The 24,167-nt window shown below is 68.0% G+C and carries 20 protein-coding genes; 9 read left to right on the forward strand and 11 right to left on the reverse strand.

Going from position 1 to position 24,167, the window contains the following annotated elements; translation table 11 throughout:
- Positions 1–8: 8 nt before the first annotated feature.
- Positions 9–788, reverse strand: a complete 780-nt coding sequence (locus CFB81_RS20640; RefSeq protein WP_089436345.1) for an alpha/beta fold hydrolase — start codon at positions 786–788, stop codon at positions 9–11.
- Between the two features lie 142 nt (positions 789–930).
- Here CFB81_RS20640 and CFB81_RS20645 point away from each other — a divergent pair, with 142 nt between their 5' ends.
- On the forward strand, positions 931–1,710 hold the full coding sequence (locus tag CFB81_RS20645) for a helix-turn-helix domain-containing protein (protein ID WP_069616369.1): 780 nt from the start codon (positions 931–933) through the stop codon (positions 1,708–1,710).
- A 462-nt stretch (positions 1,711–2,172) separates the two neighbouring features.
- Here CFB81_RS20645 and pcaG read toward each other — a convergent pair whose 3' ends face one another.
- From pcaG to CFB81_RS20660, 3 genes are all read right to left on the reverse strand, one after another.
- Entirely contained in the window at positions 2,173–2,766 is a 594-nt protein-coding gene (gene pcaG, locus CFB81_RS20650) for a protocatechuate 3,4-dioxygenase subunit alpha (protein ID WP_069616371.1), read from the reverse strand.
- A 3-nt stretch (positions 2,767–2,769) separates the two neighbouring features.
- Positions 2,770–3,477: a protocatechuate 3,4-dioxygenase subunit beta gene (gene pcaH / locus CFB81_RS20655; protein ID WP_031396817.1), complete on the reverse strand. Its 708-nt coding sequence runs from the start codon at positions 3,475–3,477 to the stop codon at positions 2,770–2,772.
- Positions 3,478–3,751: 274 nt separating this feature from the next.
- A complete protein-coding gene (locus CFB81_RS20660; RefSeq protein ID WP_089436346.1) occupies positions 3,752–4,318 on the reverse strand; it encodes a YiiX/YebB-like N1pC/P60 family cysteine hydrolase in 567 nt (188 codons plus the stop codon).
- A gap of 120 nt (positions 4,319–4,438) precedes the next feature.
- Between CFB81_RS20660 and CFB81_RS20665 the strand changes: the two genes are divergently transcribed.
- From CFB81_RS20665 to CFB81_RS20680, 4 genes are all read left to right on the forward strand, one after another.
- Positions 4,439–5,176, forward strand: coding sequence for a helix-turn-helix domain-containing protein (locus CFB81_RS20665; protein ID WP_069616374.1), 738 nt, complete (start codon positions 4,439–4,441; stop codon positions 5,174–5,176).
- A 77-nt stretch (positions 5,177–5,253) separates the two neighbouring features.
- On the forward strand, positions 5,254–6,240 hold the full coding sequence (pcaQ, locus tag CFB81_RS20670) for a pca operon transcription factor PcaQ (protein ID WP_089436347.1): 987 nt from the start codon (positions 5,254–5,256) through the stop codon (positions 6,238–6,240).
- Positions 6,241–6,373: 133 nt separating this feature from the next.
- Positions 6,374–6,733 carry a type II toxin-antitoxin system RelE/ParE family toxin gene (locus CFB81_RS20675; RefSeq protein ID WP_089437082.1) on the forward strand — a complete coding sequence of 120 codons (360 nt, stop codon included), beginning with the start codon at positions 6,374–6,376 and terminating at the stop codon, positions 6,731–6,733.
- Positions 6,734–6,807: 74 nt separating this feature from the next.
- Positions 6,808–7,104 carry an XRE family transcriptional regulator gene (locus CFB81_RS20680; RefSeq protein ID WP_012338300.1) on the forward strand — a complete coding sequence of 99 codons (297 nt, stop codon included), beginning with the start codon at positions 6,808–6,810 and terminating at the stop codon, positions 7,102–7,104.
- 96 nt (positions 7,105–7,200) lie between these two features.
- On the opposite strand, the gene CFB81_RS20685 is transcribed toward CFB81_RS20680, so the two are convergent.
- The 3 genes from CFB81_RS20685 to CFB81_RS20695 all read right to left on the reverse strand — a co-directional run bounded on the left by CFB81_RS20685 (position 7,201) and on the right by CFB81_RS20695 (position 13,812).
- A complete protein-coding gene (locus CFB81_RS20685; RefSeq protein ID WP_089436348.1) occupies positions 7,201–8,475 on the reverse strand; it encodes an APC family permease in 1,275 nt (424 codons plus the stop codon).
- Between the two features lie 140 nt (positions 8,476–8,615).
- Positions 8,616–13,061 carry a DEAD/DEAH box helicase gene (locus tag CFB81_RS20690; protein WP_089436349.1) on the reverse strand — a complete coding sequence of 1,482 codons (4,446 nt, stop codon included), beginning with the start codon at positions 13,059–13,061 and terminating at the stop codon, positions 8,616–8,618.
- 226 nt (positions 13,062–13,287) lie between these two features.
- On the reverse strand, positions 13,288–13,812 hold the full coding sequence (locus CFB81_RS20695; protein WP_069616378.1) for a metal-dependent hydrolase: 525 nt from the start codon (positions 13,810–13,812) through the stop codon (positions 13,288–13,290).
- Positions 13,813–14,210: 398 nt separating this feature from the next.
- On the opposite strand from CFB81_RS20695, the gene ggt reads away from it, so the two are divergent.
- Together ggt and ppk2 are read left to right on the forward strand one after the other, a co-directional pair.
- Positions 14,211–15,932: a gamma-glutamyltransferase gene (ggt, locus tag CFB81_RS20700; protein WP_089436350.1), complete on the forward strand. Its 1,722-nt coding sequence runs from the start codon at positions 14,211–14,213 to the stop codon at positions 15,930–15,932.
- A gap of 279 nt (positions 15,933–16,211) precedes the next feature.
- On the forward strand, positions 16,212–17,162 hold the full coding sequence (gene ppk2, locus CFB81_RS20705) for a polyphosphate kinase 2 (RefSeq protein ID WP_069616380.1): 951 nt from the start codon (positions 16,212–16,214) through the stop codon (positions 17,160–17,162).
- 117 nt (positions 17,163–17,279) lie between these two features.
- On the opposite strand, the gene CFB81_RS20710 is transcribed toward ppk2, so the two are convergent.
- Both CFB81_RS20710 and CFB81_RS20715 read right to left on the reverse strand, forming a co-directional pair.
- Positions 17,280–17,867 (reverse strand): YigZ family protein, encoded by a 588-nt coding sequence (locus CFB81_RS20710; protein ID WP_069616381.1) that lies wholly within the window; start codon positions 17,865–17,867, stop codon positions 17,280–17,282.
- 160 nt (positions 17,868–18,027) lie between these two features.
- Positions 18,028–18,885 carry a LysR family transcriptional regulator gene (locus CFB81_RS20715; protein ID WP_089437083.1) on the reverse strand — a complete coding sequence of 286 codons (858 nt, stop codon included), beginning with the start codon at positions 18,883–18,885 and terminating at the stop codon, positions 18,028–18,030.
- Between the two features lie 118 nt (positions 18,886–19,003).
- On the opposite strand from CFB81_RS20715, the gene CFB81_RS20720 reads away from it, so the two are divergent.
- A complete protein-coding gene (locus CFB81_RS20720; RefSeq protein WP_179236018.1) occupies positions 19,004–19,582 on the forward strand; it encodes a DUF4865 family protein in 579 nt (192 codons plus the stop codon).
- Positions 19,582–19,704 carry a hypothetical protein gene (locus CFB81_RS36635; RefSeq protein ID WP_256121801.1) on the forward strand — a complete coding sequence of 41 codons (123 nt, stop codon included), beginning with the start codon at positions 19,582–19,584 and terminating at the stop codon, positions 19,702–19,704. The genes CFB81_RS20720 and CFB81_RS36635 overlap by 1 nt, the downstream gene beginning before the upstream one ends.
- Before the next feature lie 81 nt (positions 19,705–19,785).
- On the opposite strand, the gene CFB81_RS20725 is transcribed toward CFB81_RS36635, so the two are convergent.
- Both CFB81_RS20725 and CFB81_RS20730 read right to left on the reverse strand, forming a co-directional pair.
- Positions 19,786–21,987, reverse strand: a complete 2,202-nt coding sequence (locus CFB81_RS20725; RefSeq protein WP_089437084.1) for a glycoside hydrolase family 3 C-terminal domain-containing protein — start codon at positions 21,985–21,987, stop codon at positions 19,786–19,788.
- Positions 21,988–22,455: 468 nt separating this feature from the next.
- Positions 22,456–23,715: an oligosaccharide flippase family protein gene (locus CFB81_RS20730; protein WP_089436352.1), complete on the reverse strand. Its 1,260-nt coding sequence runs from the start codon at positions 23,713–23,715 to the stop codon at positions 22,456–22,458.
- Positions 23,716–24,167 lie beyond the last annotated feature (452 nt).

The raw sequence follows: 24,167 nt of genomic DNA on the forward strand, positions 1-24,167 counted from the left end.
GCGGCCGGTCAGCCGATCGCGACGGGGCGGGCCGTCGCGGCGAACAGGAATGCTTCCATCGCCGCGACCAGCGCGAGCGGCGTTTCGTTCATCGGATAATGGCCGGCATTGCGCAGCACGTCGACGCTGGCGAGCGGGTAGCGCCGCAGGTAGGTGCGAGCCATCAGCGCCGCGTCGAATGCCGGGTCGTGCTCGCCGATCAGTACCTTTACCGGATGGATGCCCGCGATCTCTTCGCTGAAATCCGTATCGGCCCACGCGCGGAAGTACGCACCGAATGCCCGCGCCGACGAACAGGCGGCCGAATACGCGGCTTTCCACTCGATCCAGGCGGCGGGCAGCCGGTTGCCGGTGCTGCGGTCGATGATGGTCCTGCGATCGGCGAGGTGGTCGGCGGCCCGCTCGAATAGCGCGCGTCGCGCGGCGTCGAACGGCAGGCCGCCGCACGGTACCGGCGCGATCGGCACCAGCGCGCGAACGCGGTCGGGGGCGATGGCGGCGATTTTCTCGATCGCCATGCCGCCCATCGAATGGCCGACGAGACTGAAGGTCGGGAAGCCGAGCGCGTCGGCGAGTGCGAGCGTGTCGGCGGCGATCTCGTCGATCGTGTAGCGGCCGCGGGCGTCGCGCATACGGCCGTAACCCCGGTAGTCCATGAATACATAGCTGAAGCGCTCGCGCGACAGCCACGCTTCGAGCGGTTCGAACGCGCGGGCGTCGCCGAACCAGCCGTGCAGAACGAGAACAGGGTGGGGGCCGTCCCCCACGCGATGAAACGTATTCGGCATGTTCGCTCCGATGAGGTTGCCATCCGGCCGGTCGGGCCGGCGGGGGTTGCGGCCGCGAGGTCGCGCAACGGTGGAGCGGATCGTAGATCGTTCGAAGGCGACCCGCCTTCGATATCGGGTCATTGATGATGGAATTCGGGCCGTGAGAAATACGCTGCTAGATCCCTACGAACACATTCCCCGGAGCGTGGTCGTGACCGCCAACGACTTTGCGGCGGGCACGACGTTTCCGGATCACGCACACGTGCGCGGGCAATTCGCGTTCGCGTCGCGCGGCACGATCAGCGTGTCGACGCCGCACGGCCGCTGGCTGGTGCCGCCGCAGCGCGCGTGCTGGGTACCGGCCGGCGTGCGGCACGAAATGACGATGACCGGGCCGGTCACGATGCTCAACGTGTTCGTGTCCGCCGACGCCTCTCAGACGGCCGGCCTGCCGACCCAATGCGGCGTGCATGGCGTGTCGCCGCTGCTGCGGCAGTTGATCGACGATGCGATCGACCTGCCGGCGATGTACGACGTCGACGGCCGCGCGGGCAAGCTGATGGATCTGCTGGTGGCCGAAATCGCGACGATGCCGCGCCTGTCGCTGCATGCGCCGCTGCCGGCCGACGCTCGGCTGGCGAAGGTGTGCCGCCACCTGTTCGCGGCGCCGTCGATCGCGGCCGATCTCGATCGAGTCGCGGCCGACGCGGGCGTGAGCCGGCGCACGTTCACGCGGCAGTTTCGCGCGCAGACGGGCGTGAGTTTTGCCGCCTGGCGCCAGCAGGTGTGCATGTTGGCGGCGATTGCCCGTCTGACCGATGGGCAGCCGGTGACGCGCGTCGCGCTCGATCTCGGCTACGCGAGCGCGAGTGCGTTCACGTCGGCGTTTCGCCGCATTCTGGGCGACACGCCGAGCCGCTATCTGGAGATTCGTCGCTAGGCGCCGGGATCCGGCGCAGGTCGCGCCCAGGCGTGGGTCGCCGTGCCAAAAAATACGCGTCCGCCAACTTCGGCCAGACGCGTTCAAAGGCACTCTGTCTGAAAAAATGCGCGACCGCCCTGTCGGGCAGCGTCGCGCATCGTTCATATGATTGTTGCTTCGTCCGATTCAATCCTGCCGGCTCGTTGCGGATAGCAAAGAATACGCTGCATGACGCGCAAACGATATCGTGTTGACCCCACGATTCATGTGCTGTCGCAGCATGCGTTGCGATTGCGCATTCGATATCGGGGCGGGAAGCCGATAAGGACGTGCATCCGTAGCGCCGCCGGTTACGATGCGGCGCACCATCGAATGCGGACGACGCAGCGCCCCAAAAACGCCGCGTGGCGCGATGCCCGTCGGTATCGCGCCACGCGGCGGTGCGGTTGCAGGCGAAGCCGGCGAGCGCCGGCGTACGCGTCAAACGTCGAAGAACACGGTTTCTTCCGGCCCCTGCATGCGGATGTCGAAGCGGTAGACGACCGGCCGCCCCGGCTGCGCGTCGCGTTTCGCGACGAGCGTCGCGCGGCGCTCGGCCGGCACCGCGTTCAGCACGGGGTCGGCCGCGTTCGCGGCGGCTTCATCGTCGAAGTACACACGCGTGAACGCATGGGTGAGGATCCCGCGCATCATCACGGTCACGTTGATGTGCGGCGCCTCGTCGGCGGCGACGCGGCCCGGCTTCACCGTCTCGACGACGAAGCGCTGCTGCGGATCGGTGCCCGTGCCGACCCGCGCGAAACCCGTGAAGCCGGATGTCGCGATGTCGTCGCGCGACGCGGGATAGCGGCCCGCGCCGTCCACCTGCGTGAATTCGAGCACCGCGTCGCCCACGACGTTGCCGTCGCCGTCGAATACCTGCCCGACCAGCAGCACGTGCTCGCCTTCGGCGTGCGCGGCGGCGATCGTCGGCGTGAACAGGCTTTTCAGGTCGTAGTCGTATTGCTGCGGGCACAGGCCGTACGCGAAGTACGGGCCGACCGTCTGCGAAGGGGTTTGCTTCAGCGTCGTCATGGTTCAGCGCTCCATCGGGGTGGCGTCGCGGCCGCGCAGCACGATGTCGAATTCGTAGCCGAGCGCATAGCCTTCTTCGGTGATGTCCATCGAGAAGCGCGAGATCAGGCGATCGCGCGCGGCCTCGGGCGTGCCCTGGAAGATCGGGTCGTACGCGAGCAGTGGATCGCCGGGGAAGTACATCTGCGTGACGAGACGCGAGCCGAAATAATCGCCGAACAGCGAGAAGTGGATGTGATTCGGGCGCCACGCGTTCGGATGGTTGCCCCACGGATACGCACCGGGCTTGATCGTCAGGAAGCGGTAGCGGCCTTCGTCGTCGGTCAGGCACCGGCCCGCGCCGAGGAAGTTCGGGTCGAGCGGCGCGTCGTGCTGGTCGACCTTGTGCACGTAGCGGCCGGCCGCGTTGGCCTGCCACACCTCGACGAGCGTGTTGCGCACGGGCTTGCCGCCTTCGTCGAGCACGCGGCCGGTGACGATCATCCGCTCGCCGAGCGGCTCGCCGTTCTTCACGGCGTTCTTCGTCAGGTCGTGGTCGAGCGCGCCGAGATCCTCCGCGCCATAGACGGGCGCGTACTGGTCGCGCAGTTTCTCCTTCAGCGGGATCAGCGGGCGGGTCGGGCCGCGCTTCACGGACGAACGGTACTCGGGGTGAACATAGGCCGGATGCGACGGCCAGTCGCGCGGCGTGAGGATCGTGGGGGAATCCATCGGGCGTCTCCTGTCAGTTTTTCGCGAAGTGGACGGCACGACTTTAGCTAATCCGGAAAGTTATGCAAAATGACCTTTTTTCGCGAATCGCATAACCGTTCGTTATGGTGGTGCCCACCATGAAAATTCCGCCGGACAGGAAACCTGTCCGGCGGAAAAAGCGATCGGGCTTCGCGTCGTCGGTGACGACCCCGTGCACGGCCCTCCAGCCAGCCCGTCGCTGTTTTTGTCTTTCGTTCTCGTTGTTATCCGGTCTCCCCGAGCGTGCCCGTCGTCATGGATGACGAGAATCGAACACGATCCCGTCGAATTCGAGCGCCAACGTGCCGCTGCGCAGCAGGGTCGACGGTGTCGACGCGAGGCCGGCACCGAGCACGTCGGTCACGTACTGCGCGCAGAAGCCGCGCCGCACCCGCGGGTTCAAGCGACTGCCGAGCAGCGCATCGATTCGCTGTTCGGCCAGCGCATGGATGTGACGCTGCGCGTCGGCCGACGCTGCCGCGAGGCGGCGCGCCAGTGCGATGCGTCCGTCGTCGGCGCGGGCGATGAAGCGCGACAGCGGCGTGAGTTTCGTCCACGCGAACGCGGTGGACTCGGCGATCAGCGGTTCTTCGCCTGACGTATCGACGACGATGCCGAAGCGATTGGCCCAGGTGTCGGCCGCGTCAGCCGCGGCATCCGGTGTCCCGGCCGGTACGCGGATGAACACCAGATCGCCGACATGTGCGCTGGCGGCCAGCGTGCGCACGGTCGCGAGCGGCATCGTGCGAGCGGTGTCGCGTGCATCGCGCGGGGCGGCGTGGTGCGGTTCGCGGAAGGCAGTGTCGATTCGGGTGGTCATTTCGGCTCCGTCGTTGCGTGACAGGACGGAGCGGATTATGCAGACAAGTAACCAAAAGTGCTGATGTGGATGCGCAAGTAGCCTAATATCCGACTTCGAGCATCATTTTTTGATACCAATATGACCGAGACCGCCCAACTGATCGAAACGCTGAAGCGCCAGCTGAAGGCGCAGGGAATGACTTACCGGGACGTCGCGCGTGCGCTCGACGTGTCCGAGACGAGCGTGAAGCGGCTGTTCGCGAGCGGCCGCTTCACGCTGGAGCGCGTCGCGGAGATCGCGCAGCTGCTCGGCTATACGCTCGCCGAACTCGTGCAGGAAGCGTCGGCATCCGCACCGCGCTTGCGCGTGCTGACCGAGCAGCAGGAGGCGTTGCTGGTGTCGGACGAGAAGCTGCTGCTGGTCGCTGTCTGCGCGATCAACTACTGGACCGTGCAGGACATCGTGTCGGCCTATCGGCTCACGCAGGCCGAGTGCGTGAAATATCTGCTGATGCTCGACCGGATGAACGTGATCGCGCTGCTGCCCGGCGACCGGATTCGCGTGCGCGTCGCGCGCGATTTCGACTGGCTGCCGGGCGGGCCGATTCGCCGTTACTTCCATGCGCACGTGCTCGACGATTTTCTCGGCAGCCGCTTCGACGGCCCGGGCGAGACGATGACGTTCCTGCAAGGAATGCTGACGGACGCGGCCGCCGCGGAGCTCGAACAGGAACTGCGGCGGCTCAGCAGCAAGGCGGCGGCGCTGCACGCGGAGTCGTCGTCCGCGCCGCTGGGGCAGAAGCACGGCACGGCCCTGCTGATCGCGAAGCGGATCTGGGAGCCGACCGGATTCCACGCGCTGCGGCGCCATGCATGACGTCGTCCCGAACGCTTGGGCCTTTCCGGAAAGTTATGCAAAATGGCGATTCATCGTCCTGCGCATAACCTCTCGTTATGAATAACCGTATCGCCGACGGCCGCGTCAAATTCCGGCACCTGCAGTGCTTTCTCGCGGTCGCGCAGCTGGGCGGCGTGCAGAAGGCGGCGGAAAGCCTGTCGATCACGCAACCGGCCGTGTCGAAGACGATCGCCGAGCTGGAGGCGATTCTCGGCGTGAAGCTGTTCGAGCGCGGCCGGCACGGCGCGCAGCCGACCCGCGAAGCGCAGCTGTTCATGCCTCACGCGAATGCGTGCGTGCTGGCGCTGCGGCAGGGCGTCGGGCTGCTGGCGCGCGAGGGCGGGGCCGCCGCCGCGACGCTGGAAATCGGCATGCTTCCGACCGTCGCGGCCTCGCTCGCGCCGGCCTTGATGAAGGCGCTGACCGCACGCTGGCCGCGCATCGTCGTGCGGATCGCGACGGCCGCGAACGCCGAGTTGCTCGAGCGTCTGAAATCCGGCGCGATCGAATGCGCGATCGGGCGGCTGTCGGAGCCGGAGCGGATGATCGGGCTCGCGTTCGAGCAGTTGTACAACGAGCCGCTCGTCGCGGTCGTGCGCGCCGGGCATCCGCTCCTCGCGAGCGTGGCGCCGGCCGCCGAGCTGGCGCGCTATCCGGTCGTGCTGCCGCCGTTCGGCACGCTGATCCGCCAGTCCGCCGAGCAACTGCTCGGCGCGTGCGGCGCACCGCCACTGGATTCGTTCATCGAGGTGCTGTCGGTATCGGTCGCGCGCGCGCTTGCGCTCGAGAACGACGCGGTCTGGTTCGTGCCGCTCTATGCGGCCGAATACGATCTGTCGGCCGGCGCGCTGGCGCGCCTGCCGCTGCCGTCGGCGGGCACCGACGAGCCGGTCGGGCTCGTGCTGCGTACCGATGCGCAACCGTCGCCGGTCGCTCGGACGCTGATCGACGCGGTGCGCGACATCGCACGGTCGCGGTTCGGCGATGCGCGCCCGCACCGGGCGCCACGCGCGGCGCGCACGCCCGGTCGCGGCAAGCGTTGATCCACCGGGCCTGGCAGTGCGCCGGACTCGATCTCCTTTCCCTTTCTTGCCGCAGGATTGGCCATCCGGCCAGTAGCCGTCATCGGGGTGCTTGGCATATCGTACCGTTTTTGATACGATGGGCGACAAGACGATGGCGAGACAGCAGATTCAGGTCACGCTCGGCGTGCGGTTCTTCCGGACGGCCCGCGGTAACGAGCCGGTGCGCGAATGGCTCAACGCGCTCGGGCGAGGGGAGCGAAGGGCGATCGGCGAAGAGATCAAGACCGTTCAACTCGGCTGGCCGCTCGGCATGCCGCTGGTCCGCAAGATGGCGAAGGATCTGTGGGAGATCCGCGTGGCGGTGCCGGGGCGAAGCGCTCGCGTGATGTTCACGGTCGTCGGCGACACGATGGTGCTGCTGCACGGCTTCTTCAAGCAGTCGCGGGCCACGCCGTCGGACGATCTCGACGTCACCGTCGCGCGCCTGAAAGCGCTGACGCACGCCATCTGAATTCCCCGGTTGCGCCGGGACGCACCGTCTTCGACGGTCGGGCAGCCGGCAACGCCATGCACCTGGAGTACGACATGACGACCACGAACAATCCGCATATCGGCAGCGATTTCGACGCCTTCCTCGAAGCGGACGGCAATCTCGAAGCAGCCACCGCCACCGCGATCAAGCGCGTGATCGCGTGGCAGATCGGGCAGGAAATGAAGGCGCAGCACATCACGAAAACGGCGATGGCCGCGCGGATGAAAACCAGCCGCGCCGCGCTCAACCGTCTGCTCGACGAAACCGACACGAGCCTCACGCTGGCGACGCTCGCGAGCGCGGCCGCCGCGCTCGGCAAACGGCTCAGCTTCGAGCTGGTGCCGGCCTGACCGGCGCGAACGAACGGCGCATGGCCGGCTCGACGTGATGGTTCGCGCGCCGGGCGCGGCGAGCGGGCCGGCGTCGGCCCGCGGGCGCATGTTGGGTCATTTGCGCGGGCCGGCCATCCGCAGATAAAGCAGCGCGCCGCCCGCAAGCAGCAGCGGGAACAGGAAATACCAGCCGGTCGTCATGAACAGTCCGGCGACCGCAATCAGCGAAATCCACGCGCAGCGATACGCGATGCCGCCACGCGGCAGCAGCTTCAGCGCGGCCGCCGCGCCGAGCCCGTACACCATCACGAAACATCCGGACGTCACGAGCACGAGCGGCTTCGGTCCGACGTCCGACAGCGCCGTGGCGGCCAGTGCGACGGCCGCGAGCACGGCGATCACGCCGAGGCTGCGGCGCGGCACGCCGCCGACCTGGCTGCCTTGCGCGAGCCACGCAGGCAGCGCGCCGTCGCGTCCGAGTGCCGCGCCGAGCTTGGCCGCACCCGCGAAATACGCGTTCATCGTGCCGAGTGTGAGCAGCAGCGCGGCGGCGGCCGCCAGCACCTGCGCATGGCCGCCGATGCCGCCCGCGATCAGTTCGGCGAGCGGCGCGCCCGATGCGCCCGCGGAAGGCCCGAGCACCGTCACGCTCGCGGCGGCGACCGACAGATACAGGAACCCGACGACCACGACGGCGATCCCGGCCGAGCGCGGCATGTCATGCGCGGGCCGGCGGAATTCGGCGGCGAGATGGGTGATCGCTTCCCAGCCGGCGAAGCTCCATACGAGCAGCGCGGCGGCCTGGCCGACCGCGAGCCAGCCATGCGGGGCGAACGGATGCAGGTTCACGGTGCGCGCATGCGGCGCGGACGCAAGCACCGCGACAAGCAGCAGCGCGACGAGCAGCGCCGACAACACCAGTTGCACGCGGCCCGACACGGTGACGCCGAACGCGTTCGCGGCCGACACGGTCGCGATCAGTGCGGCGGCCGTGATGATGACCGTCGTGTGCCCGCCGCCCGTGACGGCCGCGACGTATGCGCCGCCGAACATCGCGGCCGCCGGTGCGCCGGCCGGCACCGCGAAATAGAAGCACCAGCCGACGATGGCCGCGGCCTTCGGGCCGAATGCGCGCCGCGCGTAGGTCGATACGCCGCCCGCATCGGGATAGCGGGCGCCGAGTGCGGCGAAGGTGGCCGCGAGCGGCCCGGACAGCACGACGAGCGCTGCCCATGCGAGCAGCGAGGCCGGCCCCGCGACTTCGGCGGCGAGTGCGGGTAGCGCGATCACGCCGGTGCCGAGCACCGCGCCGATATAGAGCGCGGCGCCCTGGAAAATGGTCAGCGAACCCGCATGATGAGCAGCGGGCGAATCGGCATGCGAAGGCATGAGCGGCAGTCTCCGGGAGTCTTGTTTTGTGTGGATGACGCGCGAAAGCCCGCGCGATCGATCGTTCGATGCTACCCGAACGATGGCATCCGCGCGGCCCGGCGATCAGTAGTCTCGTGCCGCATGCGTGTCAGCCGATGTCAGCAGGATCGTGCGAGCCGCAGGCGCGCGTCCTCGCGCGCGGCGGGCGACAGGTCGGGCGCGTAGTGGAACGTACCCGATACCAGCGAGGCGACGGGCACGCCGTCGCGGAACAGCACGCGATTGCCCGCCAGCGCCGGCACCTTGTCGCCCGGCAATAGCGTGCCGGCGAGATTCAGCGGATCGGCGCCCGTCACGCATATGTATTGTCCGTCGCCCGGCTGCCGTCGCAGTTCGCGCAGGATCGGGATGGCCTCGGGCAGCGCGAACTGCTCGCCCGCGAGCCCGGCGACGAAGCGACCGCCGCGAATCTCGCCGCGTGCTTCGAGGCGCTGCAGCACGCGCACGAGTTCGCGCCAACTGGGCAGCCAGTCGGCTTCGCGTTCGAGCAACCGCCAGAACACGACGCCATAGCGGCGCAGCAGCGTCCACACGATATGTTCGAGCGCGTCGGGATCGGTCGTGGCGAGGCTGCGTTTCGGCGCGGGCGCGTCGTCGTCCGGTCGTGCCTGACGCTGCACGAGCGCCCAGCGGCCCGCGTCGTCCATCCCGCCGATCAGCGCGCCGCCGCGGCGCGTGCGTGGCGCATAGGTCGCGCTGCGCTTGACGGCCGGCTTCAGCAGCGCGCGCAGGCCCGCGTAGCTGTCCGCATTCACGAGGCCGGCCGACACGAGTTCGCCGAGGGCCTGTTCGAGTTCGACGGGCAGCATGTGCAGATCGTCGAGCAGCGCATCGAAGAACATCGCGCCGTGCGCGGCGAGCGCGTCGCGCACTTGCGTGGCGCGTGCGGACAGCGCCGGTTGCGCGTCGGGATCGCGCAGCGCCTGCCACGCGGAAAGATGGCGGCGGGGCAGCAGCACGATCGGCGTCGTCTTCACGGGCGTGCCGGCCGCGCGCGCCGGCGCGCCGATGCGGGTCCACACCAGCTTGCCCGAGCGGCACAGCTCGTCGAGGCCGCCCGCCGTGTAGTCGGTGAGCCGCGCGGGTAGCAGCGCGTCTTCCCACGCGCTTGCCGCGGCCTCGTAGCCTTCGAGCTGTTCGACCACGGCTGCCAGCGCGTCGCGGCCGGTGCCGCGCGTGTCGGGTGTCAGGTGCTGCCAGTGGAACAGGAAGCGCATGAAATCGGCGCGCTCGACCGGCTCGATCTCGCGGCGCAGCCGCTTCACCGTATAGCGATGAATGCGCGCGAGCAGATGGCGTTCGCACCATTCGTCGGTCGTCGCGCCCGGCGTGAAGCGGCCGCGCATCACGTAGCCTTCGCGCTCCAGCGCCGCGAGCGCCGTCGCCACCGGCGCGGGCGGCAGGCCGAGCGGCGTGGCGATCGCATCGAGCGTCAGCGGCCCGAAGCCGGTGAGCCGCGCGCGGATCACGTCGACGAGCGCCGCGTCGGCTTCCCACGGCTGCGCGCACGCGGCCGGCACCTTGAGCGCCGGTGTCGCGCGGGCGTCCGGATGCAGCGCACGCACGCAGACGAGCCGTTCGACCGGCACCCACAGCGCGGCGCCACCCGGCGTCGCGAGCTTCGTCGCGCGGCGGCGTTCCGCGAGTTCCGCGAGTCGTTCGGGCCAGCCCGCGTGGGTATGCGCCTCGCTGTCGGCGACGCACGCGAGCGTGAGCAGTGCATCGTGCATTTCGTCGGCGTCGCGCACGAGCGGCCACGCTTCGTCGCGCACCGCGCCGATCGCGTCGGCGTCGAGTGCACCGAGATCGTCGGCCGATTCGGGATCGCTCCAGCGGCGCGACTGCACGGCCTGCGTGCGGCGCTCTTCCAGCGGCGCGTCGTCGAGGAACGCGTAGGGCTTCGCGCTCAGGATCTCGGCCGCGAGCGGCGACGGCGCGGGCAAGTCGCGCGCGACGAGCTCGATCGCGCCGCTTTCGATCCGGCGCAGCAGCGCGAGCCAGCCGTCGGTGTCCATCGCGTCGTGCAGGCAGTCGTCGAGCGTCTGGTCGACGAGCGGATGATGCGGAATCTCGCGTTCGCCGACGATGTTCTCGAGGCACGCGGCCTGATCGGGGAACACCGTCGCGAGCAGATCGTCGCTCTTCATCCGCTGCAATTGCGGCGCGGTGCGCCTGCCGCCGGTGAAGCGCGGCAGCGCGAGCGCGGTGGTCGCGTTCCAGCGCCAGCGCACGCCGAACATCGGCGCATCGAGCAGCGCCTGGATCAGCACGTGCTCGGCGCTGGCCGAACGCAGGTAGCGCCACACTTCGTCGAGCGCGAAGCTGTGCGCGAGCGACAGCGACAGGATGATCGCATCGTCCGTCGCGGCGGCCTGCAATTCGAAGTTGAAGTTGCGGCAGAAGCGTTTGCGCAGCGCGAGCCCCCAGGCGCGGTTGATCCGGCTGCCGAACGGCGAATGGATCACGAGCTGCGTGCCGCCCGATTCGTCGAAGAAACGCTCCATCACGAGCGTGTCCTGCGTCGGCAACGCGCCGAGCGCGGCGCGCGTGCGCGCGAGGTAGTCGGCGATCTGGCGCGCGGCATCGGGCGACAGGTGCAGATCGTCGACGAGCCAGCGCAACGCGGGCGCGAGGCGACTTTCGGTGGGGGCGAGCGCGATTGCGGTTGAGGCTTGCGCATTGCTCGCGGCGTTGCCGCCGGTGCGCTTGCGTCCGGCGGTGCCGGCCTGCCGGTCGCCTTCCGCAAACAGCGCGTCGAGCCGCGCACGCAACCGGCCGACCGCCGCCGACAGTTCGTCGCTGCGCCCAAGCCCCTCGCCGAGCCAGAACGGAATGCTCGGCGATTGCCCGTGCGCATCCTCGACGCGCACGCGGCCCGTTTCCACGCGAATGATCCGGTACGACTGGTTGCCGAGCTGGAACACGTCGCCGGCGAGGCTCTCGATCGCGAAATCCTCGTTGATGGTGCCGACCTGGATGCCCTGCGGTTCGAGCAGCACCGCGTAGTCGGCCATGTCGGGGATCGTGCCGCCGGAAGTGGTCGCGGTCATCATCGCGTTGCGGCGGCCGCGCACGGTGCCGCCGACCACGTCGCGGTGCAGGTACGCGCCGCGCACGCCGCGACGGCTCGTGAACCCTTCGGCGAGCATTTTCATCACTTCGTCGAAGCGTTCACGCGTCAGCCGCGCGTACGGCGCGGCGCGCGTGAAGCTCGCATACAGCGCGTCTTCCTGCCATTCCGTGCACGCGACTTCGGCGACGATCTGCTGCGCGAGCACGTCGAGCGGCGCTTCGGGAATCCGCAGCGCGTCGAGTTCGCCGCGCTGCACGCAGTCGAGCAGCGCCGCGCATTCGACCAGTTCGTCGCGCGACAGCGGAAAGAGCCGCCCCTTCGGCACGCCGCCGACATGATGCCCCGAGCGGCCGACGCGTTGCAGGAACGGCGCGATGCCGCGCGGTGAACCGACCTGGCAGACGAGATCGACGTCGCCGATGTCGATGCCGAGTTCGAGCGACGCGGTCGCGACGAGCAGCTTCAGTTCACCGCGCTTCAGGCGCTGCTCGGCGTCGAAGCGGTGCTCCTTCGCGAGACTGCCGTGATGCGCGGCGATTGCATCCTTGCCGAGCCGGTCGGCGAGATGACGCGCCATGCGCTCGGCGGTGCGGCGCGTGTTGACGAACACCAGCGTCGTGCGATGCGCGGCCGCGAGCCCGGCGATGCGGTCGTACACCTGTTCCCACACGTCGGTCGCCATCACCGGTTCGAGCGGCACGTTCGGCAGTTCCAGCGCGAGATCGCGCTCGCGCGTGTGGCCGGTATCGACGATCGCGCAGTCGCGCGGCGCGTCGGCCGGCCCGCCGACGAGGAAGCGCGCGACCGCGTCGATCGGCTTTTGCGTGGCCGACAGCCCGATGCGCGGCAGCGCACGGCCGACCAGCGCGTCGAGGCGTTCGAGCGACAGCGCGAGATGGCTGCCGCGCTTGGACGATGCAAGCGCATGGATTTCGTCGACGATGACCGAGCGCACGTTCGACAGCATCTGCCGCCCCGACGTGGACGACAGCAGCACGTACAGCGATTCGGGTGTGGTGACGAGGATGTGCGGCGCGCGTTTGCGCAGCGCAGCGCGTTCGGCCTGCGTCGTGTCGCCGGTGCGTACCGCGGTGCGGATCGCGGGCACCGGCAGGCCGAGTTGCGCGAGCGATTCCGCGATGCCGGCGAGCGGCGCGTCGAGGTTCACGTGGATGTCGTTCGACAGCGCCTTCAGCGGCGACACGTAGACGACCAGCGTCGCGTCGGGCAGCGTGCCGTCGTGCGCGAGCGCATCGCGCACGAGATCGTCGAGCGCGCACAGGAACGCGGTGAGCGTCTTGCCGGAGCCGGTCGGCGCGGCGACGAGCGTGGAGCGGCCGGCCTTGATGTGCGGCCACGCGAGCGCCTGCGCGCCGGTCGGCGCGGCGAACGTGCGCCGGAACCACGCGGCGACGGCCGGGTGGAACACGTCGAGCGCACGGGCGGCAGGGCGGGTAGCTGTGACGTCCATCGGAACGTTGAAATAGGGTGCGAGCGGGGTGCGAGCGTGCGGACGCGTCGCACGCGAATCGAATCGTCAGTGTGCCAGACGTCGCATGCGCGTGCCGGGCATGCGTGCCGGCGATTTCCATGCAGATGGGGGCCCGCACCGCGCTTTCAATGGACGGAAAGTTGCGTGCCCGCCGGCACGCCGAGCGCGCGCTGAATTGTGTCGAATTGCAACTGGGGGCGAGCCGCTAGACGCGATGCAGCCAGCCGAGCCAGTGTTCGACCAGCGCCGCACGCGACCACAGCGACTGCGCGAGCCACAGCGTGCCGCCCCAGGCGGCGGCCACCACGATCAGGTCGCAATGCCCGCTGTTCCACAGGTTGAGCGAATGGCGCCGCCAGATCCACGGTACGCCGAGCGGATTGGGCCAGTCGGCGAGCAGGTGCATCACGCCGCCGCAGGCGAAACCGAACAGCGGCGCAGCCCACAGCGGATGCGGATGATGAATGAGCCCGTGCCAGCCGAGCGCGAGCAGCGCGACCCAGCCGATACCCCAGTGCGTAAGCGTGCGATGCGTGATCCACAGGCGGCGCTTGCGGCTCCACCAGGCGACTTCGAGCCAGTCGGGCGCGGTGCCGCCCGCGACGCCCGCCGCGAACGCGGCGAGCATGCCCGAGTGCCACGGGCCGGTTGCGCCGGTTTGCGCGACGAGGACGGCGGCGGCGACGCCGGCCGCGAAGCCGGACGCGTGATGCGCATTGTGTGATGCCATAGGGAGCGAGACGAAGAAACGTGAAGCGGCGCGTGCACGAAACGACGATGCGACGCGCAAGCGGGGCGCTATCTTCGCAGATCGGCCTGTGCCGCGCGCGGGACGTTGGCAGATTTTTTTGCGAGCTGTGCGTAGCATGCTGTGCGGTTCGCAACTTTCGGTTTTGTGCACTGCGCGACGGCGCGCGCCGCAGGTGGCGTCGAACGCTCCACGTGCGCGTCGCGGCGCCGCAACGTGACCGGCCGCACACAAGCGGCACGCTTTCGTCGCGGGCCGCCTGTTCGACCCTTTTTGTCCCCCTATACTACGAAGCCGGCATATGGCCGTCGGCGCGCCAGCGGCCATCCACGGATCAGGCGCTTGTCGTGCCTGAAGGAGATCCACATGGGGGACATGCAATGACTACGCTGAATCGCTTCAAATCAACCGCCGCCGTGCTGGCGACGGTGGCCGGCATCGGTTTCCTGCCGAACGCGCCCGCCTACGCGAAAGGGCCGCAGCCCGCGGTCCTGACGAGCTCGGCGGTGGCGGTCGCCGACAAGTACAGCGCGGATGCCGCGGAGCGGATCTTCAAGGAAGGCGGCAACGCGATCGACGCGGCCGTCGCGATCGCGTTCACGCTGGCCGTCACGTACCCGGAAGCCGGCAACATCGGCGGCGGCGGCTTCATGACGATCTACAAGGACGGCAAGCCGTACTTCATCGATTACCGCGAGCGTGCGCCGCTCGCCGCGACGAAGGACATGTACCTCGACAAGGACGGCAACGTCGTCAAGGGCATGAGCCTGTACGGCCCGCGCGCGGTCGGCGTGCCGGGCACGGTCGCGGGCATGTGGGAAGCGCAGAAGCGCTTCGGCAAGCTGAAATGGAAGCAGGTGCTCGCGCCGGCGATCCACTACGCGCGCGACGGCTTCGTCGTCGACGAACAGCTCGCGCAGCGCGGCGTCGACGCCTCGAAGGAGTTCGGCGGCAAGACCAACTTCGACAAGTATTTTTCCGGGCTGAAGGCCGGCGCGAACTTCAAGCAGCCCGATCTCGCCGACGTGCTGACGCGCATCGCGAACGGCGGCGCGGAAGGCTTCTACAAGGGCAAGACGGCCGAGCTGATCGCGGCGTCGATGAAGACCGGCGACGGCAACGGGCTGATCACGACCGAAGATCTCGCGCAGTACCGCGCGGTGTGGCGCCAGCCGGTGCAGGCGAAGTGGAACGGCTATGACGTGATCACCGCGCCGCCGCCGAGCTCCGGCGGCATCGGCCTCGTGCAGTTGCTGAAGATGAAGGCCGACCTCAAGCAGGACTTCGAGGGCGTGAAGCTCAACTCGCCGCAGTACATCCACCTCGTCGCGGAAATCGAGAAGCGCGTGTTCGCCGATCGGGCGCAGTATCTCGGCGATCCCGACTTCTACAAGGTGCCGATCGCGCAGCTGACCGACGACGCGTACATCGCGAAGCGCGCGGCCGAGGTCAACCCGAAGGAGCCGTCGGACACGAAGAGCGTGCAGCCGGGTCTCGGCACGACGATGCCGGAGAAGGCCGAAACGACGCACTTCTCGGTGGTCGACAAGTGGGGCAACGCGGTGTCGAACACGTACACGATCAACGGCTATTTCGGCTCGGGCGTGATCGCCGACGGCACGGGCATCGTGCTGAACGACGAGATGGACGACTTCTCCGCGAAGCCGGGCGTCGCGAACATGTTCGGCGTGGTCGGCAGCGACGCGAACGCGATCGAACCGAAGAAGCGCCCGCTGTCGTCGATGTCGCCGACGATCATGACGAAGGACGGCAAGGTGTCGCTGGTGATCGGCACGCCGGGCGGCTCGCGCATCTTCACGTCGATCTTCCAGGTGATCAACAACATCTACGACTTCAAGATGCCGCTGAAGGAAGCGGTCGGCGCGATGCGTTTCCATCACCAGTTGCTGCCGCCGAACACGATCTTCTGGGAGCCGTACCACCCGATCGAAGGCGAACTCGCGAAGCAGATCGAGGCGCGCGGCTATACGCTGAAGGGGCAGGATTTCAGCGGCGACATCCAGGTCATCAAGATCGACGGCAAGACGCCGGAAGCGATGGCCGATCCGCGCGGGCGGGGGGTGACGCGGATTATTCGTTGACGTTGACCGTGAAGCGATGCGCGCGTCGGCGACAGCGGCCGCGCGCGCCGTTCGGCAGCCGGTGTTGCGACCCGGCTGCCGATTTTTTTCAGCCGGTCGTTCGGATGCAGTGCGCGATCCATGCGGCAATGGCTTCGGGGATGTCCCCGAAGCCGCCATGCCCGACGCGGGCCCGCGCGTTTCGCTGCTGACCGGCTTGGCCGCCCGTTTTCATGAATTTGACGCGCGACGCTGGGATAATGGACGAGTTTGGTTGCGTCAATGATGGAAGGAGGCCCCATGGGCGACAACGATACCCGCACCGAGACCGACAACCGCACCGATACGAGCTCGATGGAAGCGCGCCAGCGCCGTTTCGAGGAGGATCTCGTCGACGCCTACGACGAAGAGCTCGAGATGGAGCTCGACGACCGTCGCTTCCACGATGGCGAGGACCTGCTGTTCTCGCCCGAGCGCCGTGAGGCGCGCAAGGAATATTTCCGCGAGCTGTTCCGGCTGCAGGGCGAGCTCGTGAAGTTGCAGGACTGGGTCGTACATACCGGACACCGGCTCGTCGTCATTTTCGAGGGGCGCGACGCGGCCGGCAAGGGCGGTGCGATCAAGCGCATCACGCAGCGCCTGAACCCGCGCGTGTGCCGGGTTGCCGCGCTGCCGGCGCCGAACAACCGCGAGCGCACGCAATGGTACTTCCAGCGCTATGTCGCGCATCTGCCGGCCGGCGGCGAGATCGTGCTGTTCGACCGCAGCTGGTACAACCGCGCGGGCGTCGAGCGCGTGATGAATTTCTGTACCGACGACGAGTACGAGGAATTTTTCCGATCGGTGCCCGAGTTCGAGAAGATGCTCGTGCGCAGCGGAATCCAGATCGTCAAGTACTGGTTCTCGATCACCGACCACGAGCAGGAGCTGCGCTTCCAGAGCCGGATCGCGGATCCGCTGAAGCAGTGGAAGCTGAGCCCGATGGACCTCGAAAGCCGCCGCCGCTGGGAGGCTTATACGGCCGCGAAGGAAGAGATGCTGCAGCGCACGCATATTCCCGAGGCGCCGTGGTGGGTCGTGCAGGCCGTCGACAAGAAGCGCGCGCGGCTGAACTGTATTCACCATCTGCTGGGCCAGGTGCCGTATCACGAGGTGCCGCGCCCGACGATCGACTTGCCGCAGCGCGAGCATCACGAGGATTACATTCGCCGGCCGGTGCCGGACAACATGATCGTGCCGGACGTTTATTGAGCGGTTCGGGTCGGCCGGACCGGCCGCGAGGCGCGCTGCGCAACGCGGCGCGCGTTACTCGTGGATCAGGCGCGCGGCGCGGTCGCGGCCGCGATTTTTCACCGGAATCTGTCCGTCCTACAATGCGGGGAAGCCGGAGCGCCCCTGCGTCAGATCGAACAGTTCGGCTCTTGCCGCGGCTTCGGCGGTTTCGGGCAGCTTGATCACGAGCTTCACCGTCATCCCGTACGCGCTGTCCACCAGTTCATAGCCGGCCTGTTCAATCCAGCGGCGCACGCGCGCCTCTTCCGGATAGCCGATCTCGACCGCGAGCCGCGTGTGCCGAATGCGCTCGACGCGCTCGGCATCGAGCAGCGCCGATGCGATCGCATCCGTGTACGCACGCACCAGCCCGCCCGCACCGAGCTTCACGCCGCCGTAGTAACGCACGACCGCGCCGAGCACGCCGTCGAGATCGTGATGGCGCAGCACTTCGAGGATCGGCCGGCCCGCGGTTCCCGACGGCTCGCCGTCATCCGACATACCCGACTGGCCGCCCGCCAGCAATGCCCAGCACACGTGGGTGGCCGCCGGATGCTCGTCGCGCAGGCGTTGCAGGACCTGCATCGCGGCATCGCGGTCCTCGACCGGAACCGCGTACGCGATGAAACGGCTCTTGCGGATTTCGAGTTCGCGGATGTAAGAGGTGGCGAGCGAGTAACTCATGCGTCGCGACGCGGAAAGTGTAGGGAAATCAAGGCGATGATGGCTGGTCGATGCGTTTGACGTGGGCCCGTGGACGATTGGATATCGTCTGCATAAGCGCGGGTCGAAGACGGAATTTTACCGTGGCGCGCGTCGAAGCATTGCGATGCCGCGCGCGACATCAACGCACACCGACCGACGACCGTAGCGCGGCGCCCAGCGTACGCAGCGCCTGCCGGGCGCGCGCATCGGTCAGGCTCGAGTAAAGCACCACGTCGCGCGTCGGCAGCGGCGGCAGCCCGTAGCGCATCCCCACGTCGACGGTGCCGGCGGGCGCGACGCGATGCCCGAGCGCCGCGACGGCCAGGCCCGCGGATACCGCCGCGCCGATCGTCGCCACGCCGCCGCCGACAAAAACCTCCGTCCACGCGACACCGGCTTCGTCCAGCGCATCGACCGCCATGCGGCGCACGCTGCACGGTTCGGCCTGCGTGGCGAGCCGCAGCGGTTGCGGCGGATGGTATTCGAAATCGGCCGCCGCCATCCAGCCGAACGACTCCGACAGAATGGTTTCGCCGTCGAGCCGCCGGCTGTCGTGCTGCAGCGCGACGGCTGCATCGAGCTGGCCGCGATCGAACGCATCGAGCACGTCGCGCGACGCGGCGACGCGGATTTCCAGCACCAGCGCCGGCTCGGCTTCGCTCATCCGCCGCAGCAGCATCGGGAGATCGGCGCCGACGACATGGTGGCTGACGCCGATCACCAGCCGTCGCTGGCGCGTGCCGAACGCGCTGATTGCGCCATGGTGAGCGGCCACCAGTTCGCGCGCCGGCTCCAGGAACGCGGTGCCGTCGGCCGACAGGCGAACCTGCCGCGGCGTGCGTTCCAGCAGGCGGCGGCCGAGCCCGTCTTCCAGCCGCTTGATCTTCAGGCTCACCGCGGACTGCGTGGTGTCCAGCGCTTCCGCGGCTCGCGTGAAGCTCTTGAGGTCGGCGGTCAGCACGAAGGCCTGCACGGCCTCGATGTCGAGCGTTTTCATCGCATCCTCATTCATATAAAAATCGAATCATTGAAATATTCTGGCATCGTATTTTCAAATGGATCAAGGTCTTCTACGCTGCGTTCATGCCGTCCGTTTCTTTCTCCAGGAGCCGATCATGCTGACCGCGTACTACGTGCACCGCCTGCCGGCGGACTACGACCTCGGCATCATCCGCCGGCGCGTGCGCGAGCGCGGCCGCCTATGGGACGACACGCCGGACCTGCTGTTCAAGGGATTCCTGCTGCGCGAGGCAGGCCGCCACGGCGCTACGGAAAACGGCTACGCGTCGTTTTACCTGTGGCGCAACGAACAGGCGTTCGCGCGGTTCGTGACGGACGGCCGCTATCGGGTCGTGACGGACAGTTTCGGCCGTGCGCCGATCGACACCCGGGTTGCGCTCGACGCGCGCAAGGGCAGTGCGTCGACGGGACGCTTCGCGCGTCTGGAAACGATCGAGATTCCGGCGGATGCCGATCTCGATGCGGCCCTGGCGCGGGAGATCGAACGCAATCGCGAAGCGGCGACACGGCAGGGTGTGGTCGCGGCAGCCGTCAGCCTCGATCCGCTGCGCTGGCGGCTGACGCGTGCGCTCGTGACGGAACATGAGCCGGACGACGGCGGCGCAGGTACGGTGTACCAGGTCCTGCATCTGGCGAGGCCGCTGCTCGACACGCTGGAAGCGGGCGGTGCGTGATGGCCGGCATCGTGTCGCGATTGCCGGCCGGCGTGGTGGTGGCCGCGCATCTGGCGGGTGTGGTGGCCGGCATCGCCGCGATTGCGGCGCTTGCGACGATGCTGGCGCTGCTGTTCAGATAAGGCGCTTCGGCGCAGTGGTGGTTCAGAAGGGGCGCCGCGCATGCGATGCGCGGCGCCCCCGGTCGCTTCATCGTCGCTTGCTCAGTGGCCCTGCAAGCGGATATCGCGCGACGACGCGCCGACATACACGGTCCCGCCCGGGACGACGCGCCAGCCGTTGCGCGCCGTATCCCACACGCTCTGCATCCGCGGCGACACGGTCACGCGCACGCGCCGTGCCTCGCCAGGATTCAGCCGGATCTTTTCCCAGCCGACCAGCCGCTTCGGCGGCTCGTCCTTGTACGGCACGCCGAGATAGACCTGAGGTGTTTCCGCGCCGGCCACGCGCCCGTCGTTGCGCACGGTAAACGCGACGCTCAGCGAGCCGTCCCATTGCTCCGACACCGACAGACCCGAATACGCGAAGTGCGTATACGACAGGCCGTAGCCGAACTCGAACATCGGCTTGATGTTGCGTGCGTCATACCAGCGGTAACCCATGTTCAGCTTTTCCGCGTACACCGGGTCGGTGTCGAACGTGCCGTTTTGCCCCCACGTCGGCGAGTCCTGATCGCGCGCCGGGAAAGTCACGGGCAGCTTGCCCGACGGATTGACCGCACCGAACAGCACGTTCGCGATCGCCTTGCCGCCGGCTTCGCCCGGATACCACGCCTCGACGATGGCCGACACGTTGTCCTTCCACGGCATCAGCACCGGGTTGCCGCTCTGGACGACGACGATCGTATGCGGATTCGCGCGCGCGACGGCTTCGACGAGCGCATCCTGGTTCGACGGGTTCGCGAGGCTCAGGCTCTGCAGATCGCCGAAATCCTCGCCGGCCGGCTGCGCGACCACGACGATCGCGACATCCGAGCGGCCCGCGAGCGCTGCGGCCTGATCGATTTCCTGCTGCGTGTACGCGCGGAACGGCGACTGCTGGTCGCTGTTGCCTGCATACGTCACCTGTGCGGCCGGCGCCAGCGCGCGGATCGCCGCGACGATCGGCACGTCGACCTTGAGCCACGGATTGCGCCACCAGCTGCACCCGGTCGACGATCCGAACGTCAGGCCGCCGCAGCCGGCGAACGAACCCGATACGGGATCGCGCGTGTTGCCCGAGCCGCCGCCGGACAGCACGGCCGCATCCGCATGGCCGCCGATCACGGCAATACGCGACAGCGCCGACGCGACCAGCGGCAACTGGTTGCCGTCGTTCTTCAGCAACACGATCGACTGCTCGGCGGCCGCCTGCGCGAACCGGTTGCCGGCCGCGAAATCGATCGTGCCGCCGCCCTGGGCCGGATCGTCCATCACGCCGACACGGATCATCACCGCGAGCTTGCGGCGCACCATGTCGTCGAGGCGCGCGGTCGACACCGAGCCGTTCGCGATCGCCTGCTTGACGGCCGCCGGCGTCAGGTACACGCTCGGCCCGACGTCTTCTTCCTCGTCGAGCCCGGCGTTGATCGCGGCGGCGGTGCTGTGCGTGGCGCCCCAGTCGGACTGCACCTGGCCCTGGAAGCCCCACTCGTTCTTCAGCACGTCGTTCAGCAGGTGAGGGTTCTCGCACGCATAGGTGCCGTTCAGGCGGTTGTAGCTGCACATCACGCTGCCGGGCCGCCCTCGCTTCGCGGCGATCTCGAATGGCAACAGGTACAGCTCGCGCAGCGTACGCTCGTCGATCTGCGTATTGCCGCCCATCCGGCCGTGTTCCTGCTCGTTGCCCGCGTAGTGCTTGATCGTGGCGATGACTTTCTGCCGCTGCGTGGCGAGCGTGCGTTCGGCGAGCAGGTCGCCGGCGAGCAGCGGATCCTCGCCGAGATACTCGAACAGGCGGCCGCCGCGCGGCTCGCGCGCGAGGTTGGTGCCGCCGGCGAGGCCCATGCCGAATCCTTGCGCGCGCAACTGGATCGCGACTTGCTTGCCGAAGTCGTACGACAGCCGCCGATCCCAGCTCGCGGCGACCGCGATCGTGGCCGGAAACGTCGTGCTGGCTTGCGACGTGCTGCCGGAGCCGGTTGCCGAATCGACCATGTTGAGATCGGGAATGCCGAGCCGCGGCACGCCCTGGATGTAGCCGGCGCCGCCGCCCGGAACCTTCGACATTTCGTATTGCGAATGAATGAATTGAAGTTTTTCGTCGAGCGTCATCTTGCGCACGAGCAGGTCGGCGCGCCGTTGCGCGGCGGCCGACGCGAACGTGTCGGTGGCGTCGGCCTGCGCGTTGAAATCGGCGTCGCCGGCGTAGGCGGTGGTGCAGAGGGTCGCTGCCAGCACGACGGCCGGCCAGAGTGTGTCCCGCATGTTGCTCTCCATGATCGTATTGCCGGTTGTTCGAATGATGTCTGGAGCTGCGTACATCCGGTGGATTCGCACCGGACGCATTCGGCTGACGATGCAGGGTGGTTGCGCGTCGGCATGCCAGCCAGGCGGGGAATCGTTACGGCCGGTTGGGCTCGATCGGTCAATGCGGGCGGCGACGCGGACCGCCCGGCACTGTCGAATCGGGTGTAGCGATTCTCTGCTGCGACCAATGGTATGAATGTAGTTTGACTACAGCATCGGTGTTTCTACCGATCCGTGTGATCTTTATTTCGTAGGGGCGCGTGGCGAGGCGGAAAGGCAGTCATCGTTGCCGATCGGGCATGCGTGGCGGAGTAAGAAGTACCTGGGTGCGCGAGCGTGCGGCACGGTTTGTTGCGTCCGCATCGAACGGGACATCGCCGGATGCAAGTCGCCCCGTGGGGAAACTCGGGCGGCACCGACGGTGCGCTAGCTGCGTCGAGCGACGGGACTACCGGGCATCGGAATCCCGGCGCGGTAGACGACGGTTGCGAGTGCCGCGGCGACCACGGCCTCGGCCGTCAGCACGGCGACCGCGGCGCCTTGCTCGGCGAAATACTTGGCGAGCACGGGTACCAGCACGATGTTCAGAATGCCCGATGACATCAGGATTCGCGTGAATGCCGACTTCATCCCGAGCGGCAGCATCGTCTGCACACCGAACAGGTCGGTCATGCCGGCCATGAACGGAATGAAGGCCATCCAGCGCAGCACCTGGACCGTAGGTTCGTACGAAGGGCCATACAGGATGCGCACGGCCAGCGGCGCGCCGAAGAAGATCACGAGCGAGATGCCGAGCACCATCGCGACCTGGATGACGAACAGCTTGCGCAGGAACGAGAACGCATCGTTGCGCGCGTGCCGCATCAGGTAGCTGATGCGCGGATAGGTGGCCGCCTTCAGCGGTTGCAGCATGCTGAGCGCCGCGCGGATCAGCTTGTCGCCGGCGGCGAAGTAGCCCGCCGCGACGTTGCCCGATACGAAGCCGAGCAGCACGGTGTTGGTCGACGCATAGAACGCGATCGACGTGGACGCGAGAAACACCTGCCAGCCGCCTTTCAGCGATTCGGCGATGTCGGTCGCGCCGACGCGCACGAAGTCGATTTCACGGTTGAAGTACAGATAGGCAGCCAGTGCGATCGCGGACAGCGTCGGTACCGCTGCGTTGACGATCATCGCGCGGTCGATGTCCGCCGGGCTGTGCACGAGCGCGAACATGGCCGGCAGGCTCAGGATGCGCCCGATGAACAGGATCATGCTGAGCGCGCGCAGCTTTTCCATTCCCTGGAAATACCAGCCCGGTGTGAACGCCACGCCGGCGACCATCCCGAACCCGATCAGCAGCAGGTCGCGGTCTTCACCGAAGCGCTCGACCGCAAAGGTCAGCGCAACGAGCACGATGAAGCAGATCACCGCGATGCCGATCTGCGCGTATAGCGTCGCCCAGAAGATGCGCGAGCGTTCGGCACGGTTGTCGCGCGCGAGCGCGATGCGTGGCGTGGCGGTCAGGTCGAAACTGTAGCTCGTGCAGTTGGTGAGATACGCAATGACGGCGAGCGAGAACGCGAGCTGCCCGTAGCCTTCGGGCCCGAGGGCGTGCGTCAGCAGCGGTGCGATCAGGAGCGGCACTGCGTACATCGAAATCTGCAACGTCAGCAGCAGCAGGAAATTCTTCTTGAGGTTTGACATTCGCTCGGTCGGCGCCGTGAGTGTCGCAGTGCGGCGGCATGGGGCCGCGGTGCGCGTGCATCCGGTCGGCGCTGACCCGGGTTGCATGGGTTGGTGGCGCGTCCGGCGTCGCCGGGCACGGCCACATCACATCGTATGGCGGCCATGATACGGGCCGCGCGGGACGACTATGTTCGCGAGCCTACCGTTCGCGGATTCCGTTCGTGCGCGCGGCGTGAAGCGCGGCACGGCGCGCGTCGTGGTGCGTTGTCGTCTCGCGACGGCGATGAATCTATTTGTAAGCTGCCGCACCGAAGGGCGCCCGAACCGAGTGCTTTAATCGATCGCACTGTTTTGGTTCACGGTGCAAACCGCCTGACGATGCCTCGGGCACGCAACATCACCTCCCGTGGGCGTGGGGAGCAGGGCAGCGCATGGAACCGGGCGGGCCGCGCAGGGGCGCGGCGGGGGCC

The organism is Burkholderia sp. AU28863 (assembly GCF_002223195.1).
In the GTDB taxonomy this organism is placed as follows: domain Bacteria; phylum Pseudomonadota; class Gammaproteobacteria; order Burkholderiales; family Burkholderiaceae; genus Burkholderia; species Burkholderia sola.

Excerpts from the sequence above, each read along its gene's own strand:
- CFB81_RS36635 (WP_256121801.1), top strand. The coding sequence starts at position 19,582 with ATGGCCGGCATCGTGTCGCGATTGCCGGCCGGCGTGGTGGTGGCCGCG.
- pcaQ (WP_089436347.1), top strand. The coding sequence starts at position 5,254 with ATGAATAACCGTATCGCCGACGGCCGCGTCAAATTCCGGCACCTGCAG.
- CFB81_RS20640 (WP_089436345.1), bottom strand. The coding sequence starts at position 788 with ATGCCGAATACGTTTCATCGCGTGGGGGACGGCCCCCACCCTGTTCTC.
- CFB81_RS20680 (WP_012338300.1), top strand. The coding sequence starts at position 6,808 with ATGACGACCACGAACAATCCGCATATCGGCAGCGATTTCGACGCCTTC.
- pcaH (WP_031396817.1), bottom strand. The coding sequence starts at position 3,477 with ATGGATTCCCCCACGATCCTCACGCCGCGCGACTGGCCGTCGCATCCG.
- pcaG (WP_069616371.1), bottom strand. The coding sequence starts at position 2,766 with ATGACGACGCTGAAGCAAACCCCTTCGCAGACGGTCGGCCCGTACTTC.
- CFB81_RS20685 (WP_089436348.1), bottom strand. The coding sequence starts at position 8,475 with ATGCCTTCGCATGCCGATTCGCCCGCTGCTCATCATGCGGGTTCGCTG.
- CFB81_RS20665 (WP_069616374.1), top strand. The coding sequence starts at position 4,439 with ATGACCGAGACCGCCCAACTGATCGAAACGCTGAAGCGCCAGCTGAAG.
- ppk2 (WP_069616380.1), top strand. The coding sequence starts at position 16,212 with ATGGGCGACAACGATACCCGCACCGAGACCGACAACCGCACCGATACG.
- CFB81_RS20715 (WP_089437083.1), bottom strand. The coding sequence starts at position 18,885 with ATGAAAACGCTCGACATCGAGGCCGTGCAGGCCTTCGTGCTGACCGCC.
- CFB81_RS20675 (WP_089437082.1), top strand. The coding sequence starts at position 6,374 with ATGGCGAGACAGCAGATTCAGGTCACGCTCGGCGTGCGGTTCTTCCGG.
- CFB81_RS20660 (WP_089436346.1), bottom strand. The coding sequence starts at position 4,318 with ATGACCACCCGAATCGACACTGCCTTCCGCGAACCGCACCACGCCGCC.
- ggt (WP_089436350.1), top strand. The coding sequence starts at position 14,211 with ATGACTACGCTGAATCGCTTCAAATCAACCGCCGCCGTGCTGGCGACG.
- CFB81_RS20710 (WP_069616381.1), bottom strand. The coding sequence starts at position 17,867 with ATGAGTTACTCGCTCGCCACCTCTTACATCCGCGAACTCGAAATCCGC.
- CFB81_RS20720 (WP_179236018.1), top strand. The coding sequence starts at position 19,004 with ATGCTGACCGCGTACTACGTGCACCGCCTGCCGGCGGACTACGACCTC.
- CFB81_RS20730 (WP_089436352.1), bottom strand. The coding sequence starts at position 23,715 with ATGTCAAACCTCAAGAAGAATTTCCTGCTGCTGCTGACGTTGCAGATT.
- CFB81_RS20695 (WP_069616378.1), bottom strand. The coding sequence starts at position 13,812 with ATGGCATCACACAATGCGCATCACGCGTCCGGCTTCGCGGCCGGCGTC.
- CFB81_RS20725 (WP_089437084.1), bottom strand. The coding sequence starts at position 21,987 with ATGCGGGACACACTCTGGCCGGCCGTCGTGCTGGCAGCGACCCTCTGC.
- CFB81_RS20690 (WP_089436349.1), bottom strand. The coding sequence starts at position 13,061 with ATGGACGTCACAGCTACCCGCCCTGCCGCCCGTGCGCTCGACGTGTTC.